The 17122-nt window shown below is 49.1% G+C and carries 16 protein-coding genes and 1 tRNA gene; 8 read left to right on the top strand and 9 right to left on the bottom strand.

Translation table 11 applies throughout. The features are described 5' to 3' along the window. Nucleotides 1-16: 16 nt before the first annotated feature. On the bottom strand, nt 17-2599 hold the full coding sequence (locus tag O59_RS04710) for an RND family transporter (protein WP_007640030.1): 2583 nt from the start codon (nt 2597-2599) through the stop codon (nt 17-19). Between the two features lie 146 nt (nt 2600-2745). Further along, the gene (locus tag O59_RS04705; RefSeq protein ID WP_050976944.1) at nt 2746-3075 is read right to left on the bottom strand and encodes a SelT/SelW/SelH family protein; all 330 of its coding nucleotides are present in this window, start codon (nt 3073-3075) and stop codon (nt 2746-2748) included. A gap of 136 nt (nt 3076-3211) precedes the next feature. On the opposite strand from O59_RS04705, the gene O59_RS04700 reads away from it, so the two are divergent. From O59_RS04700 to O59_RS04690, 3 genes are all read left to right on the top strand, one after another. Further along, nucleotides 3212-4042, top strand: coding sequence for an FHA domain-containing protein (locus O59_RS04700; protein ID WP_081489634.1), 831 nt, complete (start codon nt 3212-3214; stop codon nt 4040-4042). Nucleotides 4043-4155: 113 nt separating this feature from the next. Next, nucleotides 4156-4686 (top strand): inorganic diphosphatase, encoded by a 531-nt coding sequence (ppa, locus tag O59_RS04695; RefSeq protein WP_007640025.1) that lies wholly within the window; start codon nt 4156-4158, stop codon nt 4684-4686. A 278-nt stretch (nt 4687-4964) separates the two neighbouring features. Further along, nucleotides 4965-6533 (top strand): MFS transporter, encoded by a 1569-nt coding sequence (locus O59_RS04690; RefSeq protein ID WP_007640022.1) that lies wholly within the window; start codon nt 4965-4967, stop codon nt 6531-6533. A gap of 126 nt (nt 6534-6659) precedes the next feature. On the opposite strand, the gene O59_RS04685 is transcribed toward O59_RS04690, so the two are convergent. The 4 genes from O59_RS04685 to O59_RS04670 all read right to left on the bottom strand — a co-directional run bounded on the left by O59_RS04685 (nt 6660) and on the right by O59_RS04670 (nt 9139). Further along, nucleotides 6660-7076 carry a PilZ domain-containing protein gene (locus O59_RS04685; RefSeq protein ID WP_007640020.1) on the bottom strand — a complete coding sequence of 139 codons (417 nt, stop codon included), beginning with the start codon at nt 7074-7076 and terminating at the stop codon, nt 6660-6662. A 110-nt stretch (nt 7077-7186) separates the two neighbouring features. Next, entirely contained in the window at nt 7187-8425 is a 1239-nt protein-coding gene (locus tag O59_RS04680; RefSeq protein WP_007640018.1) for a DUF418 domain-containing protein, read from the bottom strand. A gap of 55 nt (nt 8426-8480) precedes the next feature. Further along, nucleotides 8481-8969 carry a DUF1456 family protein gene (locus tag O59_RS04675; protein WP_040391527.1) on the bottom strand — a complete coding sequence of 163 codons (489 nt, stop codon included), beginning with the start codon at nt 8967-8969 and terminating at the stop codon, nt 8481-8483. Between the two features lie 94 nt (nt 8970-9063). After that, nucleotides 9064-9139 (bottom strand) — tRNA-Phe (locus O59_RS04670). A gap of 472 nt (nt 9140-9611) precedes the next feature. Between O59_RS04670 and add the strand changes: the two genes are divergently transcribed. Beyond that, the gene (gene add / locus O59_RS04665; protein ID WP_007640011.1) at nt 9612-10628 is read left to right on the top strand and encodes an adenosine deaminase; all 1017 of its coding nucleotides are present in this window, start codon (nt 9612-9614) and stop codon (nt 10626-10628) included. A 117-nt stretch (nt 10629-10745) separates the two neighbouring features. Continuing rightward, nucleotides 10746-11795, top strand: a complete 1050-nt coding sequence (locus O59_RS04660; protein ID WP_007640009.1) for a hypothetical protein — start codon at nt 10746-10748, stop codon at nt 11793-11795. Nucleotides 11796-11923: 128 nt separating this feature from the next. Here the strand turns inward: O59_RS04660 and O59_RS21945 are convergent, their stop codons facing one another. Then, nucleotides 11924-12085, bottom strand: a complete 162-nt coding sequence (locus O59_RS21945) for a hypothetical protein (protein WP_225318657.1) — start codon at nt 12083-12085, stop codon at nt 11924-11926. Between O59_RS21945 and O59_RS04655 the strand changes: the two genes are divergently transcribed. The 3 genes from O59_RS04655 to O59_RS04645 all read left to right on the top strand — a co-directional run bounded on the left by O59_RS04655 (nt 12084) and on the right by O59_RS04645 (nt 15214). Further along, the gene (locus O59_RS04655; RefSeq protein ID WP_232283035.1) at nt 12084-13028 is read left to right on the top strand and encodes a purine nucleoside permease; all 945 of its coding nucleotides are present in this window, start codon (nt 12084-12086) and stop codon (nt 13026-13028) included. The two genes, O59_RS21945 and O59_RS04655, sit on opposite strands and share 2 nt — an antisense overlap. A gap of 59 nt (nt 13029-13087) precedes the next feature. Beyond that, on the top strand, nt 13088-14167 hold the full coding sequence (locus O59_RS04650) for a nucleoside hydrolase (RefSeq protein WP_050976941.1): 1080 nt from the start codon (nt 13088-13090) through the stop codon (nt 14165-14167). A 111-nt stretch (nt 14168-14278) separates the two neighbouring features. Further along, the gene (locus tag O59_RS04645; protein WP_040391180.1) at nt 14279-15214 is read left to right on the top strand and encodes a diguanylate cyclase; all 936 of its coding nucleotides are present in this window, start codon (nt 14279-14281) and stop codon (nt 15212-15214) included. A 17-nt stretch (nt 15215-15231) separates the two neighbouring features. Here O59_RS04645 and O59_RS04640 read toward each other — a convergent pair whose 3' ends face one another. Continuing rightward, nucleotides 15232-15813 carry a phosphoribosyltransferase gene (locus O59_RS04640; protein WP_007640005.1) on the bottom strand — a complete coding sequence of 194 codons (582 nt, stop codon included), beginning with the start codon at nt 15811-15813 and terminating at the stop codon, nt 15232-15234. 62 nt (nt 15814-15875) lie between these two features. Beyond that, nucleotides 15876-17111 (bottom strand): allantoate amidohydrolase, encoded by a 1236-nt coding sequence (locus O59_RS04635; RefSeq protein ID WP_040391179.1) that lies wholly within the window; start codon nt 17109-17111, stop codon nt 15876-15878. Nucleotides 17112-17122: the final 11 nt, after the last annotated feature.

Raw genomic sequence — 17122 nt, 5'->3', positions numbered from 1 at the left:
CCAATGGTGGTGAGAACTATTTACCGGGCCCAAAAGGTTTTAACAGCAGGATTAATTTTGGCAACAGTGTGAGCGAGCCAATCACAGCCATCAACATCGCAAACGCCGTTAGCAATCCAAAATAAATTGACGGGATAAATTCCGACAACATCAAAATGGAAAAGCCCACAATAATTGTCACCGAGGTGTAATACATTGCACGTCCAATTGAAGCATGGGAGCGGTGTATAGCTTCGACGTAATTTTGGTCATGGGCAAACTCCACGCGGAAACGATAGAAATATTGAATCGCCTGATCCACACCCACACCCACCACTATCGCCGCAATAGTAGTAGTCATCATATCCAGAGGAATTCCCACTAACCCCATTGCCCCTAAAACAGTTCCCGCCGCAATCATATTGGGCAGTATTGCAATCAATGCGATTTTGAATGAGCGGAACAACACCATCATCATTAACATGATGGCAACAAATACCACTCCGATGGTGGAAATTTGTGAGGCAAACAAACTCTGCAGCATGTTGTTATAAAGCACCAACATGCCGGTGAAATTCACCTGCTCCGGCTTAAAGCCGGCGTCGGTGGTGGCGTACTCACGAATACGCTCTACCAACTCCGCGCGCTTTAAATCCGGTGTAGTTTCAATCACGCGCAGAGTGATACGCGTCTGCTGGGCTTCATCCGCCAGATAGGGCTTGATCAGGAAACCTTTAATATCGTCCGACAACATATTGCGCAACACATTTAATTCAAAGTCATTAAGTTTGCCTTTGTTTATGTCGTGCGCCAGTTGGTACACAGTCGCAAGTGATTGCACCTTGCCCACTTCAGGTAGCGATTCCAAATAGTTGTGCAATTTTTTAATTTGATCCAAGCCCGCCACGCTGAACCAATAACTGGGAGGGGCGTTGGAGGTTGTACCGCTATCGGCAAAGGCATCTTCATCACCCATCCCGGCAAACGGATCTTCCTCATCAAATACTTCCGCTGCGGCAGCATCACTTGGAATTTCCGCAAACGGATCTTCTTCATCAGCGGTTTCTGACTCAACAATATCAAGCGTGTTTTTCTCGGCGTCGAGAATAATATCCAGCGTCACAGTGCCGCCCAGTTGACGATCGATCACACTCAAGCCCTGATGAATTTCGCTGTCGCTTTTGAAGTAATCGACGAAACGATTTTCCACTTCGAGTTTGCTGATGCCCCATATGCTCAAGAATACGGCGAGCATCGCTACCAGCAACACTTTGCCACCATGAAATTCCGCCAACTTGGAAAAACGCACCGTGAGCGCCGCCGAATTATCGCCGCGATCTTTAGGCTCACCTTTGGGGAGCATCATCAAACCGGCGGGCAGGACGACAAACACCAATATAAAACCCACCACCAAACCTATAGTCATCATCCAGCCAAAATCGATTACCGGGCGAATACCACTCATCACCAATGACATAAACGCGACTATGGTAGTGAGCGCGGAATAGAGGCATGGTATCGCCATGTCGCGCATGGTTTGCAGTACTAAATCCGCCTGCTCCAGATCTGGATCTATGGCATGTAATTCGCGATAGCGCACCACCACATAAATGGTGAAGGCAAACACCATGATTAATAACAGTGCAACAAAGTTGGATGAAATTACCGTGAGCCGCCAGTCAATCCAACTGAGCCAGCCGAGCATGAGCGTGACCGACATCAAGCAGGTGGTGAGCGGCAGAATGACAAAGCGCCATTGGCGAAATAAAAATGCCAGCATAAACACAATAAACAGCAATAGTGCCGCACCAAATACCACCAGATCACTCTTAATGTAAGCGATCATATCGGAGGTAATCATGGTGACACCGCCAAGGAAAATTTGTGCGCGATCCTGATATTTCTCCACAATACCGCGCACAATTTCGACACGCGCCGCATCCTGTGCCGCGGTTGCGGTGCGATAGGCAAGAAATTCCGCCGCCACTTTTTCCAGCTCGTGAGCCTCTGCCGGGGTCAGCCCTGCCGTTTTCGCTTTCAGCCGCAACGCGTCGCGATGCCGTGCCATTTCAATGTACTGATTGTTTACTTTGAGATTGAGCAGAATCGCCGAGGTAGTGCCGTCGGGGCTGAGCAACATATCGCGATAGATAGGGCTGGTTAAAAATTCCTGTTTCACCATGGCGCGATCTACACCCGGTGTGAGCAAGGTACGGGTGGATTCCTTTTGCTCGGCCAGTGAGCGCATGGGACTGTAGAGTAGCGGTACGTCGATCATTGAGATAACACTCGCGACCCCATCAACATTGGCCAATTCGTCGCGCAATTGCTTGAGGGTGTCAATCGACTCGTCGGAAAAAATATCCGCCTTGGGGGTATAGGTCAGCACCAGAAAATCGCCGCTCTGGTAACGCTTGGATATTTCACGCAAATAATCGATAGAGGTGTCATTCTCCAGCGTGAGCGAGTCGGCCGACGCATCCAGTTTGAAATTGGTCAACCCAAAGGCGGCCACTATGGTCAGAATCACCAAACCGGTGAATACATGATAGGGGCGATTGATAACCACTGCGCGATACACCCGGTTGAGTGTCCAGTAAAAGCGTAACAATGTGTGCATGAAATAATCCGGTGGAGTTGAGTCCTTCAGAGGGTGTGGCCAATGCTGTAGTCACGGGCGGCGCCATTATGCCAGCCGCCCCTGGCTAAAACAGTAAAAAGGCCATCAAGCCGCTTTTGGTGGTGGAGGTTTATTACAAAAGTCAGTCATTTTTTATGGCCGTCGCTATGCCCCAGGGAGCGATCCGGACAGAGTAGATCGCGCACCCGTTGCTTTAGTTCCTTGGCCTCGGGAAATCCGCCATCGCGCACCCTGTCCCACACCAACTCATTGTTGAGCCAGACATGAAAAATCCCGCCAGTGCCCGGGTGTAATGCCACTTCGTCCAGCTCGCCGTCAAAGGTACTGAGTAGTTCCTGCGCAAGCCAGGCGGAGCGCAACATCCAACGACACATGTTGCAGTAGTGGATTACTACCCGATTAGTCGCCGCAGGAATCGATGGCGCAGGCGCAGATGGCACAGCGATGTCGGTCATAAGTTTGCCCTTTAGGTATTGAGTTAATAGAATTCGATGGTAATGTCATTCAGATCAGTAAAACGGCGCCCGAATAAACAATACCTTCACACTTACCCATCAAAAAGATGAATAAGGCGACAAAACGGAACCTTCGATGCTCAAACTCCATTTCAAGGACAATCGCCAGCCCCCGATATGGGTCGTCGAGAAATTATTTTCCATCGGCAGCGCGAGCGACAACCATCTAGTCATAGATGACCCCGAGGTGGCCAAACACCACGCCAAGATTCTGCAGGAAAACAACAAACACATCCTCAAAGATAACAACAGCCAAAGCGGCTGCTTTGTAAACGGTCAGCGCATTACCCAGCGCGAAATTTTACCCGGCGATATTATCAAACTTGGCCACTGCGAGATTATTGTGCTCGACCCCCGCAGCCTTGCCGATCGCCCCAAAGATGCATATGCACTGCCCTGGCGCCTGGTATCCGATAGCAGCTGGCTGGCTGGCAAACAATTTATACTGCTGCCCGAGCGCAGCATGGTGATTGGGCGCGGCAACCAATGCGATATCGTTATCCCCGGCACCCACCTCTCCCGTCGCCACACCGAGATCAGCATTGAAGGCAATCACCTGCGCATCAAGGATCTCGGCTCCGCCAACGGCACCTTCCTCAATGAATTGCGCATCGACAACGCCACCGCCAACAATGGCGACCGCCTGCGTCTGGATGTTTATACCTTTCGCATAGTGGCTCCAGATCTGGATGACACCAAAACGCGCATGCGCAAACCTCTGGATGAGATCAGCAAACCGATTGAGCGCAAACTGCCCAGCAGCGAACCCAAGCGCTGGAAAACCCGCCCCACATCACCCGGCAACCGCATCGAGCCTATTCGCCGCAAAGGCCAACGGCAGGCCTGGCTGGCACTCGCCGCCGCAGGCATAGTGGCGGCGGCTATCGTGGTGTTTTTGTTGTGGTAGAATCCGCGGCCGCTTAGGTAAAGTACCGGCCAGGCTTTTGATCCCGGCACCAGAACCACGTTTAGATTCACTAGTCTTTTATCAACACATAACCAACACGTCAGGAACCCGCCATGAGTTTTGAACTTGTCCCTGCAGGCAAAAGCTTGCCCGATGACTTTAACGTAGTTATCGAAATCCCCATGAATTCCGGCATTAAGTACGAGATCGACAAAGACAGCAACTCGCTGTTTGTTGACCGCTTGGTTAGCACCGCCATGTACTACCCCTGTAACTACGGCTACATTCCTCACACCCTGTGTGGCGATGGCGACGCCGCTGACGTACTCGTAGTATTCCCACAACCGGTACAAGCAGGCTCCGTGATTCGCTGCCGCCCACTGGGTGTACTAAAGATGACCGACGAAGCCGGTGAAGACGCAAAAATCGTTGCCGTACCCCACGACAAACTCACCACGCTGTACAGCAATGTCAAAACCTTGCAAGACCTGCCTGAAATTACCCTGAAGCAAATCGAACACTTCTTTGAACACTACAAAGATCTGGAAAAAGGCAAGTGGGTAAAAGTGGCTGGCTGGGGCGATGTAGAAGAAGCGCGCGCCGAGATTTTAAAAGCCGCAGAAACCTATAAAGCAGGCAAATAAGGGCACGCCTTTATGTCATGCCTGTGAACACAAGCATCCATAGAAAGTACCTATAAAAAATCTTCCCAAGAAGAATGCAACACCCAAGTAGTATCAACCGCTTGATCAGGTGAGAGAGATCGCCAGGGCCGCTCTAACCAGCGGCCCCGGTTTCAAAAGCAGTTAAAAAACCAATATGGCAGAACTACTGCCATCGCACGGAAGCGCATCAGAATAAAAGCCAATCAACCATCATAAGAAGATTCTGAGCAGCACAACAATCACGAGGTTTTGAGACTATGCAACAATCCACCCACAGGCTATCGCTCCGCGAGAAAATTGGTTACTCGATGGGCGATGCAGCGGCGAACTTTGTTTGGCGCAGCGGTTTTTTTATCCCGGTGTTTTACACCGACACTTTCGGCCTTGCCGCCGCACACGCCACGATTTTGATTCTGCTGGTGCGTTTATCGGACGGTATTACCGATATCATGATGGGCTCCATCGCCGATCGCACCAATACCAAACAAGGTAAATTTCGCCCGTGGATTTTATGGTCCACACCTTTCCTTGCGCTGTTTCTCGCACTGATTTTTACCACCCCCGATTTCAGTTATACCGGCAAAGTGATTTACGCCTTTGTCATTTATTTCTGCTTAACACTCGCCTACACCGCCAATAATGTGCCCTACGGTGCACTCATGGGGGTAATGACCGATAGCGTAAAAGAACGGGCCAGCCTCTCCAGCTTCCGTTTCATTGGCGCCTTCGCAGGCGGTTTGCTCGTAATGAGCACCCTGCCCTTTTTGGTGGAACGCCTGGGCGACGGCAGCGAAGCACAGGGCTACCAGCGCACCATGCTGATTTTCGCCGCACTGCTGATTGTGTTCCTACTTATTACCTACAAAACCACCAAAGAACGTATTAAACCGCCCGTGCAGTTAAACAAACCCTTCTGGGAAGAAATGAAGGATTTATTTTGTAACCTGCCGGTGATTTTAATTCCGGTCTTCGGCATCAGCGTCTTTATTATCAGCCTCGCGATGGAAAACTGGACTGCAGTGCATAAAACGATTGCTGCCATAGTCATGCTTGGCAGCTTTGCTTACACCATGCAGCTGCGTAAAACCTTGATTAATCGACCCAGCGAAACCCTCACCAACACCCAAAAAGATATGGCGGATCTGCTCACCAACAAGCCGTGGCTCATCCTCCTCGCGGTGGGCATTATGTTTGGCTTGTTCACCGTAGTGCGCCCCAGTGCGGCCAGCTATTACTTCAAATACTTCCTCAATCGCCCGGATCTAATTGGCTACTATTTTGCCATCACTCTGGTGGCCTCCCTGGCAGCAGCGGTGGCCACGGGTTGGCTCTCCCGTCATTTTAATAAACGCACCCTGATGATTGCCGCCTTTACCCTGGGCGCGCTATTTAACGGCGCGATTTATTTTATTAACCCACAACAAATTACCGCGATGATGATTTTGGCCACCATCGGCGAATTTTTTGCGGGCATGATGCCAGTATTATTTTTCAGCATGCTGGGCGACACAGTGGATTATTCCGAATGGAAAAATGGCCGTCGCGCCACCGGCCTGATCTATTCCGCCGGCACCTTTATCAACAAAACCGGCCATGGGTTTGCAGGCGCCATGGTGCTGATTGTGCTCACACTCTACGGCTATCAAGCAACAAACCCGGAGGCTATTACCGGCTCTATCCAAGGCATGATTTTATTAATGAGCGCCATTCCTGCCGCCATCGGTGTGCTCGGCACCATTTTTGTACTCTGGTATCCGCTGGATGATAAAACCATGAAAGGTATCGAAAGCGATCTTATTACCCGCCGCGAGGCCAATGCCGGGTAAAACTAGCGCGAGATGAACTTGCTGCAAGGCAAAAAACTTGCCTAAGAAAAGCCCCGCTCTAATCAGCGGGGCTTTTTTTGGAGAAGATTTTTATTCCACCGGATTTCGATTAGACAAAGAGAGCAGTTAATGCGGAGCGTGTTGATCAAACCCGGCGGAGTAACGGGCAATCCATTCCAACGCAGCCTCTTCGCTCGTTAAGTTGCGCCCCTTAAGCGCCAAACGCTGACGGTAATCCTCAATCTGGCAGACCTGCTCAACCATGCGCGTGCGAAAAAATTCATCGTCGCTGGTAAACCTGACACCCACTTCATAACTGTCGGGCGCCTGCTCACGCCGCCACACAATCACACCACTGCCATGGTAATCGGGGTTGGTTATTGGAATATCAAACTCTACTCGCGTACCCACTTTCACGGGCTTATCGGTAATAAAACACAGCCCGCCGGCGCTGAGATTGCGCACCCGCACGCGGGCATCATCATCGCCACCGGCGCAAACTTGAATGGGAATGGAGGTAGGGTGCCGAATAAATGTGCGCATAGAAACTCACCACTTTTGAACAGGAGTTCTTAAAGTGTAATGCAGCAACTCCAGGCGTTAGGACGAGATTTTCATCAAAACCCCAGTGCTTTAGAACTAAAAAAACTGTGCTAGGAATGACGCAAAAAAACGGATGCTCGCTGATAAACAAAACGACGCCACAGCCATTCCAGTGGCCCGCTATAAAAGTAACGCAACCACAACACCGCAAATACACACTGCAATATCCACACGCTGAATATCACCAGCAGCAGTTGCGACAGCGCTAACTGGCCGTACCATCCAAGGCCATAACCGTAAAAAATGCTGGTGAAAATGAGCGTCTGCATAATGTAAATAGTCAGCGCCATGCGCCCCACCGCCATCAACACCGCACGACAAACAGGCCACACCAAGGTTCGGGCCCAACGGGCAATCAACAGCGCATAGGCTATAGCCAATACACCGCTGGCAAACATTTGTAACTCCATGCCCAGCGTCAAGGCATACTGGGAGGTAAAACCACTGGCGCGATTAGCCAACAGCGTAAATAACATTAGCAGCGCGCCCAACAACAAAGTTACCACCAGCAAACGCGATGAATTAGCAGGCGCTTGCGCCGAGAAATAACCGCGCCGCGCAAGCACCACTCCCACCAACATCATCGAACAGGGAAACCAACCGCCAAATACTGCGATGAGCTGCATACTCAAGGCATCAGCAAATCGACGCGACGCTTGCTGCCACCAACCTTGTTGGTAATGCGCCACCTCTTCCGCAAGCGCCGCCTCATCAAACATGTAACTCAACTCTTGCCAAACATCGGCAGGCAACCAAAACATGCCACCATAAAGCAACGCCTGAATCGCAAACAGAATGAGCGCGGTGAACATTAATTTTCTGTCACCCCAATATCGCCAACGCCACACCACAAAGCTAAATAGCGCGTAAGTCACCAACACGTCACCATCCCACAACAAATAACCGTGTGCAGCGCCGAAGACCAGCAGCGAAATGCTTCGACGCCACTGCAAATTATTGAGTTCAGAATCGGTGAGTGCCTGCTTATCGGCAGCAAAAAGCCAGAGGCTGGCACCAAAGGCCAGACTCAACAGGGCGATAAATTTTGTATCGGCAAAAAAATAAATAAGATACCAACACCACTGCTCCAGGTTGCTGTAGTGCGGCATTAGCGACGCATCAAGGCGTACCACCTCCGGCAGCGCGAAGGAATAAATATTAACGAGCAAGATACCCAGTACCGCAATACCGCGCAGCAAATCCAGTGTGGGCGCCCGCACTTGCGCAGGCCCAGCGATGGGCTTATCAGGTAGCGGCGCCGCGACAACAGCAGATTCATGAATAGACACTACAACATCCTCCTGTTATTCCCGCCATCCGGGCGGATTCCATTAGCAGCACGAATCAGTTGCTGCTTTCACTCGCATCAATTGCCGTGCCGCGCAATTTAGACTGCAGGCCTTTTAAAAAATTACGCAGTACTTGGGACTGGCACTCACGATAATTGTTGTGGCCGGGCTTGCGGAAAAACGCACTTAATTCATGCTTGCTCAAAGGAAAGCCGGCAACCTCCAGGGTTTCCAGGATTTGCTCGTCTTTATAATCCAGTGCGATTTTTAGTTTGCGGAAAATAATATTGTTATTTAATTTTTTTTCTGGCTCAGGTTGTGCACCCTCGCGCTGGCCACGTTTTTTGTTAATCAAGCCATTTAAAAAAATCGCCAGATGCACATCGTGCAGCGCTTTAAATTCCGGTTTGTCGTCGCTCTTTAACCAATCACTCACCAGCTCGCGCGATGCATTGAATCCACCAGAAGCAAATAACGCCATCATTTGGGAATCACTGAAATCAAAAATAAAACGCAGGCGACGGAGAATATCGTTGTTGGTCATGGCATTAACCTGAAAGTTGAACGCACAAAACGACACAAAAAAACAAAACATAATAAAAAGCCCGAAGCTCTTGCGAACTTCGGGCTCTTAAATATGGTGCCCAGACCCGGAATCGAACCAGGGACACGAGGATTTTCAATCCACTGCTCTACCAACTGAGCTATCTGGGCGTGTCGCTTGCGCTGTGCTGCAAGAGGCGCACATTAAACCCGCTCGGGCGAATTGAGTCAATAGTCATTATTAAAAATAATTTGCTTTTGGCCCCTGGTGATTATTTTTCAATCAGCCCTGTAGCGCAGGGCGTTTTGCTGCTCACTGAACTCCATATTTGATGTCGTGCAATCACCAAAATTGGGGACGATTAGCTGGTCCTGCCAAGAAAATTCCCAAGAGCCACACAACAGCGCTCCCGACGATCATCAGGCAAAAAATGAACACTATTTGCGCATAACACTTATTACAGGAAACAAACTAGTGCACACCGGTGCAGCCAAATGGTCAGGATTTACAATTTCCTGCCCATTTGGTCAGTAAATTAAAGGGTTGACGTAGAACGGGAACAGAATTTGCTGTACTACAAGTAACAACAGGTAAGTACGAGTAACTTTGAATGATTGCAGCCTTTCTGCAGTGGAGCCCGCTATGCAAACCTTTATTGAAAACATGCCTAAGGCCGAACTACATGTGCACCTTGAAGGAACGCTGGAGCCAGAGCTAAGTTTTGCGCTGGCGCGTAAAAACAATATTGAACTGGGTTATGAAACACCGGAAGAATTAATTGCCGCCTATGATTTTTATGACCTGCCATCCTTTTTAAATATCTACTATGGGGCGATGAAAGTACTGCAGGATGAAGCAGATTTTTATCAACTCGCCTGGAGTTACCTAAGCAAGGCTTACAGCCAGAATACGATATACGCCGAATTATTTTTTGACCCGCAAGCCCATACCAGCCGCGGCGTAGATTTTGGGGTAGTGATTCGCGGCATTCGCGCTGCACAGGAAGATGCCGAGGCAAAACTTGGTGTTAAAAGCCAACTTATTATGTGCTTTCTGCGCGATATGAGCGCCGAGTCAGCGATGGAACACTTGCTCATGGCCGAGCCCTATCGGGCATGGCTAGTGGGAGTGGGTTTGGATTCCGACGAAAAAAATAATCCCCCAGTCAAGTTTGCCGAGGTATTCAAAAAAGCACGGGAGATGGGGCTGAAACTCACCATGCACTGCGATGTAAACCAGCAAAACACATTGCTGCATATTGGCCAATGTTTGGATGAAATCCAAGTTGATCGTATCGACCACGGGGTTAATTCACTGGAGAGTGAAGCGCTGTGTGAGGCAATCAAAGCGCGCGGATTGGGTTTAACGGTATGCCCGGTCTCCAACCGTTTTGTGGTGCAATCGCTAACTTCTCGCGAAATTCGTCGCATGCTGGATAAGGGTATGCTTGCCACCATTAATTCTGATGACCCCGCTTATTTTCGTGCCTACTTAAATGAAAATTTAATTGAGTTACAGCGTGAAGGCAATTTCAGTGACGATGAGATTGCAACGCTGGTAGGTAATGCGTTTCGCGTAGCCTGGCTGCCAAAAGCAGAAAAAGATGTCTATCTCAACCGGTTAAATGATTATCTGCACAACGCGACGTGTACGAGCTAATTTTTTTGTAACGTTTTTTTATGTTGTTTTAATTTTTTTTCATGCTGTTCTCCTCCGTAGTAGTAGCTTGCCCGCGTTCGCGGGCTTTTTTATGACTAATTTCCATGCAGGTTTTTTATGTTTTCTATTAATGCCCACTGTATTTTTATCGCCCGCTGTTTGTTGGTTAGTGCGGCTTTATTGGCAACAAATAGCCATGCAAAAGCACCAGCCGATACCCATTCAAAAAGCAAAACAAGCTATCAACAAGCGGTAGAACAATTGGGTTATCGCGAATTAGCGGAGACATTTAGTCGTAGTAAAGCCTTGGCCATTAGCACACTAGCCGATGAAGAAAAACTCTCCCTACAAGAGTTACAAGCCGCCGCAACACTGGAATTAATCGGCGCGCCCATAGCAGAGGGTGCGCAGGCGCTGCAGAATTTTGTGGCGCAATATCCACGCAAAGATTCAGCTTATCTCGGCCAATTGATTGAGCCATCGCTTTACCAACGCATTGCTATCAACTGGCACAACAGCCCGACTATTGAGCCCTCACCTTTTGCATTGGAATTGCGTCAACTGATCGCACAGGGTATTGCTACCGGCTATAACCTGGTCACCACTCCCTGGCCATTATTTGCACCCGAGCGCCATGTTATTTATGGGCACAGCGATATACAACACGCACAACAATTACTCGCACTGCTTGCCAGTGAAGGATTGCAAGCGCGGGTTGGCCTCTCGCGCAAAACTTCCGCATTTCTCTATCGCGATGACTGGGGCACGCTGAGCCAATCGCTCATTGATGTCGGCAATAACCGTCGTTTGGTTGAAGCGAGCGAATACGATTTGCATTTTGAATTTACCACTGCCGCCGATAAAACCCGTTTTGTCGCCGCCATTGATCGCTATGCAAAAAAAGAAAGCGCTGAACAAACTGGTTTAATTCTAGGGGCGTGGTGGCAACCGTTTTATCGCAGCCGAACTGCTGCTGAAGGTTTTTCTAGCGCCACGCAAATCGCGGTGAGCAATGGCAGTGAAACCGCACTGCTGTTAGCGCTACCGGAACAAGCACCGGCATTGGTTAAAGCGATACAACAACTCAATCCCTCCTGGTCGATAGCACCCGAGGCGATTTGGGTAAACCAGGCCTTTCACCGCTATTTGCGTGGCGGATACAAGTAACTCGCCGCCATCATTTGCGACAAACGCTTATTTATTTTTTACCTGTCCAGTTGGTCAGTAATTTGCATTGCTAAAAACTATCTGTGCGCGGAAACAGCCAAACAGTGCGCGCAGTTATTTTTGGATGCTTATTTATTGAGGTTATTTATGTTTGATTTACCAAGGCGAGTATTAAATTTATCAGCGCGAGTTTTTTTAATTTTCGCCACTCTTGCTTGTGCAACCAGCGTCAGTGCAGCAACCACAGTGAAAACTAGCGCAATTCCCGTAAAAGTAGTTGTGGTAAGCATGTTTGAACACGGAGAAGTAAGCGGCGATGAAGCTGGTGAATATCAATTGTGGATCGAACGCCAAAAGCTCGATAAAAAATTCGCTTTTCCGCTCGGCGCCTACGACTTGCACATGAATGAGGCAGGTGTGCTCGCCATTTGCACCGGTGGGGGCGTCACTAATGCCACCGCATCGATTATGGCGCTGGGCACCGACCCACGTTTTGATTTATCCAAAGCCTATTGGGTGATTGCCGGTATCGGCGGTGGTGATCCACTGGACGTATCGCTTGGCACCGGCGTGTGGGCCAAACACGTTGTTGATGGTGATTTACTCTATGAAATTGATGGCCGTGAAATTCCCAACGAGTGGGAATACGGTTTAATTCCACTGGGCGCCAAAGAACCTAATCAAGAAGCGACGGGCTGGACAGTCGATACCATTGTGTACCACCTGAATCCAACACTCGTGGACTGGGCTTATCAACTCACTAAAAATTTCCCCCTTACCGATACACCGGCGATGAAAAAATTTCGCGCGCAATACAACGGCTTCCCCAATGCGCTGCGCCCACCATTTGTCACCATTGGCGACACGATTGGTTCAAGCACTTACTGGCACGGCGAACTATTAAATAATTGGGCGAATGATTGGATGCATTTACATGCCGGTAAAGACAGTAATTTTATGACCACCAATATGGAAGATAACGGCAGCCTCACGGCGCTGCACCGTTTAGCCAAAGCAAAATTGGTGGATACCAATCGCGTATTAGTATTGCGTACTGTGAGTAACTTCAGCTTCCCGCCACCGGGAAAAACTGCTGCCTGGAGCACTACCGCGCCCTATCCGGACAAAGGCCTACCCGCCATTGAAGCCGCTTATGGTTTGGGCAACCACGTAGTACAAGAGTTACTTAGCGGCTGGGATAAATATGAGCACACCACCCCTTCGGTAAAATAATATCTCTTACCGCTGCACTCGCGCGGCGAGTGCAGCCTTATGTTTACGGATTTATGATGATGAAAAAATATTTACTTGCGATATTTTTATATTGCACCAGCATGAATGGCCACAGCAAATCGATCATCTTTGATAACGATATGGCGATTGATGATTGGGCCGCGCTATTGTATTTACTGCATCATCCTAAAGCCAATGTTATTGCTGTGACTATTTCCGCAAGCGGTGAATCGCGCTGCAAACCCGGCCTTGATAACACCAATGCATTAATCGATTTATCGGGCAAAGTCAGCAAAACTATTCCCGTTGCCTGTGGCGATGATTACCCACTCGATGGTTATTTTGTTTTCCCCGAAGCCTGGCGCAAAGATTCTGACACACTCTCCGGTGTGCCGATCAAATCCAGCGCGCGCGCTGCCAGTGACCAACACGCCGCAGCAATAATTCACGCCGCACTGGCTGACGCAAAAGAACCTGTCACGCTTATTGCCACTGGCCCGCTAACTAATATTGCGCATTGGCTCGAACGCTACCCGCAGGACAAAAACAAAATAGATCGGCTGGTAATTATGGGCGGCACGGTGGATGCGCCCGGCAATATTATTGTGCCGCTATTTACCAAAGGGCATCCGAATACCACAGCCGAGTGGAATATATTTATCGACCCACTCGCCGCTGATAAAGTTTTTGCAGCGGGCTTACCGATTGTATTGGTCGGTTTGGACATCACTAATTCCGTACGCGTAACCACTCAAGTCGCCGCCGATTTTAAGCAGGCAGTAACCACGGATTCTGCAAAATTTTGGGATGCAGTGCTGGATAAAAACGATTGGTTTATTGCAAGCAATGAATATTATTTTTGGGATACCTTGGCAGTGATGATCGCCATGGAACCGGAGCTGTGCCTAGGTGATGAGCAATCGCTGCGGGTGGATTACCAAACCACCACCAAACCTTGGTTACAAACTACGGATAACAGTATGCCAGATACGCGCTGGGACGGAAAAAAACGTAATCATCTTGAGGCTAAAACAGCAGGGACTTTAGTGAAGGATAAAAACTATCCGGTAATTAAGGTATGCCGCAAAACCGAGCCTGCGCGTATTTTTAAGGAGTTTCGCGATACCCTGAACCAATAAGCCCATAAGTTGATGCAAACCTGGAGAAAATAATAACAAGTCCAATTTGTTATTAGCCGCCATACAGTCTGAAGCGTATATTAGGTGGGTTATTTTTTTGGAGCCCCCACCATGAACCGCCGCTTGGAAGACGACCCCAGTGTTTACAAAACCCTGCTGGAATCCACCAAAGCCATTCCCTGGAAAATCGACTGGAACAGCCTGACGTTTTCGTATATTGGCCCACAAATAGAAGCGCTGCTCGGTTGGGAGCCGGATACTTGGGTAACGGTACAAGACTGGGCAGCGCGTATGCACGAGGAGGATCGCGAGCGTGTGGTCAACTTTTGTGTGAGCCAATCACAAGCGGGAGTAGATCATGAAGCGGACTACCGCGCCCTTACCAAGGACGGCCGTTTTGTGTGGATTCGCGATGTGGTGCATGTAGTGCGCAACCCGGCGGGTGAAGTGGAAGCGCTGATTGGTTTTATGTTTGATATCAGCGAGCGCAAACAAACCGAACAAAAATTGATTGACCTGCAAAAAGAATTGGAAAAGTTATCCTTTAAAGATGGCCTTACCGGCGTAGCCAACCGGCGCATGTTTGACTCAGTAATGGAAGTGGAATGGCTCAATGCCAAACGCAATCGCCAACCACTGTCGTTAATCATGATTGATATAGATTATTTCAAACAATACAACGATCACTACGGCCATTTGCAGGGCGATGACTGCTTGAAACGCGTAAGCCAGGTATTGAGCGAATCGGCCACCCGCGCTAAAGACTTTGTTGCGCGCTTTGGTGGCGAAGAATTTGTATTGGTATTGCCCGAGAGCAATGAAGAGGCCGCCGCCGCAGTGGCAGAGCGCTGTCGCAAAGCGATTTTTAAATTGCAAATCGCCCACGAAAAATCTGACATCAGTCAGTTGCTGAGCATTAGCCTTGGTGTGGGTACTGTTACACCCGGGCCAAATGATCAGCTGCTTGAATTTATTAATTGCGTTGATCAACGCCTTTATCTTGCCAAACAAAATGGTCGCAATTGCATAGTCACACACAACAATTAATAACAACTAAAAATCCGTTACTCTTTAAAGCGCCCAACATCGGTTGCACGTGCAATAGTGTCGGCAATCTCACTGCCCTTGCCCTGCAGAATTTCCTGCGGGGTTAGGCCGCATAATTCGTGCGGGAACACCAACCAACGGTCGGTGGCATGTACGTAAAAATCCGGTTTTAAATCCGTCACGTTACGCGAAGGTTTATACCAGGGGCAGGCCACTTTAATCACATTGGGGGTATTGCGCCGGGACTTGCGTTTTATCTCATCAATAATCGCTTTGATGGAACGCCCGGAATCAAATACGTCGTCCACAATTAATAATTCCTGATCCGCATCCACATTTTTTACAATGTAATCCAAACCATGCACGCGAATATCTTTACTTTGTTTGTCGATACCATAATAGGACGAAGTGCGAATCGCGATGTGATCGGTAGGTACGCCAACACACTCCAAATATTCCTGTACCGCAATACCCACCGGTGAGCCACCGCGCCATACACCGACAATAAAATGCGGGCGAAAACCGCGCTGATAAATTTGCTCACCCAGTTTAAATGAATCCAGCAAGAGTTCATTGGCGGTAATAAAATGTTTATCCATTATTTTTACCTCTAACAGTTATCCAATATTTTTTATTAACAGCACTTTCATGGAGATAGATTTTATTGCGCAAGTTTCTGTAGTGTATTGCCAAGCGCCTCAATTGCCAGCGCAACATCTTCCACTGTAACTGATTCATCCGGGTGATGACTAACACCGCCTTTGCAGCGCACAAAGTACATGGCCACATCGCAGATATCGGCCATCGCCATAGCATCGTGGCCGGCGCCGCTCATTAACTTATAGGGGTTTAAATTCATATCGCACAACACTGACGCTTGCAATGCTTGTATCCAATCCGCACAGACTACGGCTGGCGCATTGTGAATTTCGTTCCAGCTGGCAGCGAGGTTTCTGTTGATACAAATCATATCCAATTCATGCTGGATTTTTGCAAATGCCTGATCGCGTAATTGATCATCACCCGAGCGAATATCGATAGTAAATTTTGCATGACCGGGAATCACATTCACCGCGCCGGGGCCACATTCTATTTTTCCAACAGTAGCGACCACATTAAATTCGTTGGCGATATTTTCCACCAGCACTACGCCCAGTGCCGCACCGACCAGTGCATCTTTTCGCATGGGCATGGGTACTGTTCCGGCGTGTCCGGCATAGCCTTCGATTTCGATCGCGAAGCGACGTGCGCCAGCGATGGCGCTAACAATTCCAAGCGCGAGGTTTTCATCTTCCAATACCGGGCCTTGTTCGATATGGACTTCAAGGTAGGCGAGTAAGTCGTCGGGGTTGCGTGCGGCGCTGTGAATATTGTCCGGTTCCAAACCAAAATCGATAAAGGCTTGTTTTAAGCTGATTCCATTGCGATCTTTTAATTCCCACCAATCGGGGTTCCAGGTGCCCGCAACGGCGCGACTGCCTAATAATGTGCTGCCAAAACGTGTGCCTTCTTCATCGCCAAAACCAATAATGTCGATGGCATAGGGCAATGTAATATCGCTTTGATAAAGTTGTTCGACTACGGCGATTGCAATTAACACCCCGAGAATCCCATCGTAAGCACCAGCGTTGGGGATTGAATCCAAATGCGAGGCGAGCACCAGTGTTTTTGCGCAGGAGTTTTTTGCATCATAGCGGCCGCAGATATTTCCTGCGGCATCAACCCAGGTTTCCATTCCCGCCTCTTGCATCCATTGCGCTACTAATGCATTGCAACGTTTGTGTTCAGGTGTGAGATAAAAACGGCTGATGTTTTCCGGGTGCGAGCTGATGGCGGCGAGTTGATCGCACCAGTGCATGACTTTGTTGGCTAGGGCTTCTGTTGCGATTGAGTTCAAGGTAGCTCTCT

Origin of the sequence: Cellvibrio sp. BR (genome assembly GCF_000263355.1) — a bacterium.
Taxonomy (GTDB): Bacteria; Pseudomonadota; Gammaproteobacteria; order Pseudomonadales; family Cellvibrionaceae; genus Cellvibrio.
Note: the sequence above shows the minus strand (reverse complement) of the source record. Positions and strands in the feature narration are given on the sequence as shown.

Bases quoted from the DNA above. Each gene is read 5' to 3' on its own strand.
- O59_RS04710 (WP_007640030.1), bottom strand. From the start codon at position 2,599: ATGCACACATTGTTACGCTTTTACTGGACACTCAACCGGGTGTATCGC.
- O59_RS04705 (WP_050976944.1), bottom strand. From the start codon at position 3,075: ATGACCGACATCGCTGTGCCATCTGCGCCTGCGCCATCGATTCCTGCG.
- O59_RS04700 (WP_081489634.1), top strand. From the start codon at position 3,212: ATGCTCAAACTCCATTTCAAGGACAATCGCCAGCCCCCGATATGGGTC.
- ppa (WP_007640025.1), top strand. From the start codon at position 4,156: ATGAGTTTTGAACTTGTCCCTGCAGGCAAAAGCTTGCCCGATGACTTT.
- O59_RS04690 (WP_007640022.1), top strand. From the start codon at position 4,965: ATGCAACAATCCACCCACAGGCTATCGCTCCGCGAGAAAATTGGTTAC.
- O59_RS04685 (WP_007640020.1), bottom strand. From the start codon at position 7,076: ATGCGCACATTTATTCGGCACCCTACCTCCATTCCCATTCAAGTTTGC.
- O59_RS04675 (WP_040391527.1), bottom strand. From the start codon at position 8,969: ATGACCAACAACGATATTCTCCGTCGCCTGCGTTTTATTTTTGATTTC.
- add (WP_007640011.1), top strand. From the start codon at position 9,612: ATGCAAACCTTTATTGAAAACATGCCTAAGGCCGAACTACATGTGCAC.
- O59_RS04660 (WP_007640009.1), top strand. From the start codon at position 10,746: ATGTTTTCTATTAATGCCCACTGTATTTTTATCGCCCGCTGTTTGTTG.
- O59_RS04655 (WP_232283035.1), top strand. From the start codon at position 12,084: ATGTTTGAACACGGAGAAGTAAGCGGCGATGAAGCTGGTGAATATCAA.
- O59_RS21945 (WP_225318657.1), bottom strand. From the start codon at position 12,085: ATGCTTACCACAACTACTTTTACGGGAATTGCGCTAGTTTTCACTGTG.
- O59_RS04650 (WP_050976941.1), top strand. From the start codon at position 13,088: ATGAAAAAATATTTACTTGCGATATTTTTATATTGCACCAGCATGAAT.
- O59_RS04645 (WP_040391180.1), top strand. From the start codon at position 14,279: ATGAACCGCCGCTTGGAAGACGACCCCAGTGTTTACAAAACCCTGCTG.
- O59_RS04640 (WP_007640005.1), bottom strand. From the start codon at position 15,813: ATGGATAAACATTTTATTACCGCCAATGAACTCTTGCTGGATTCATTT.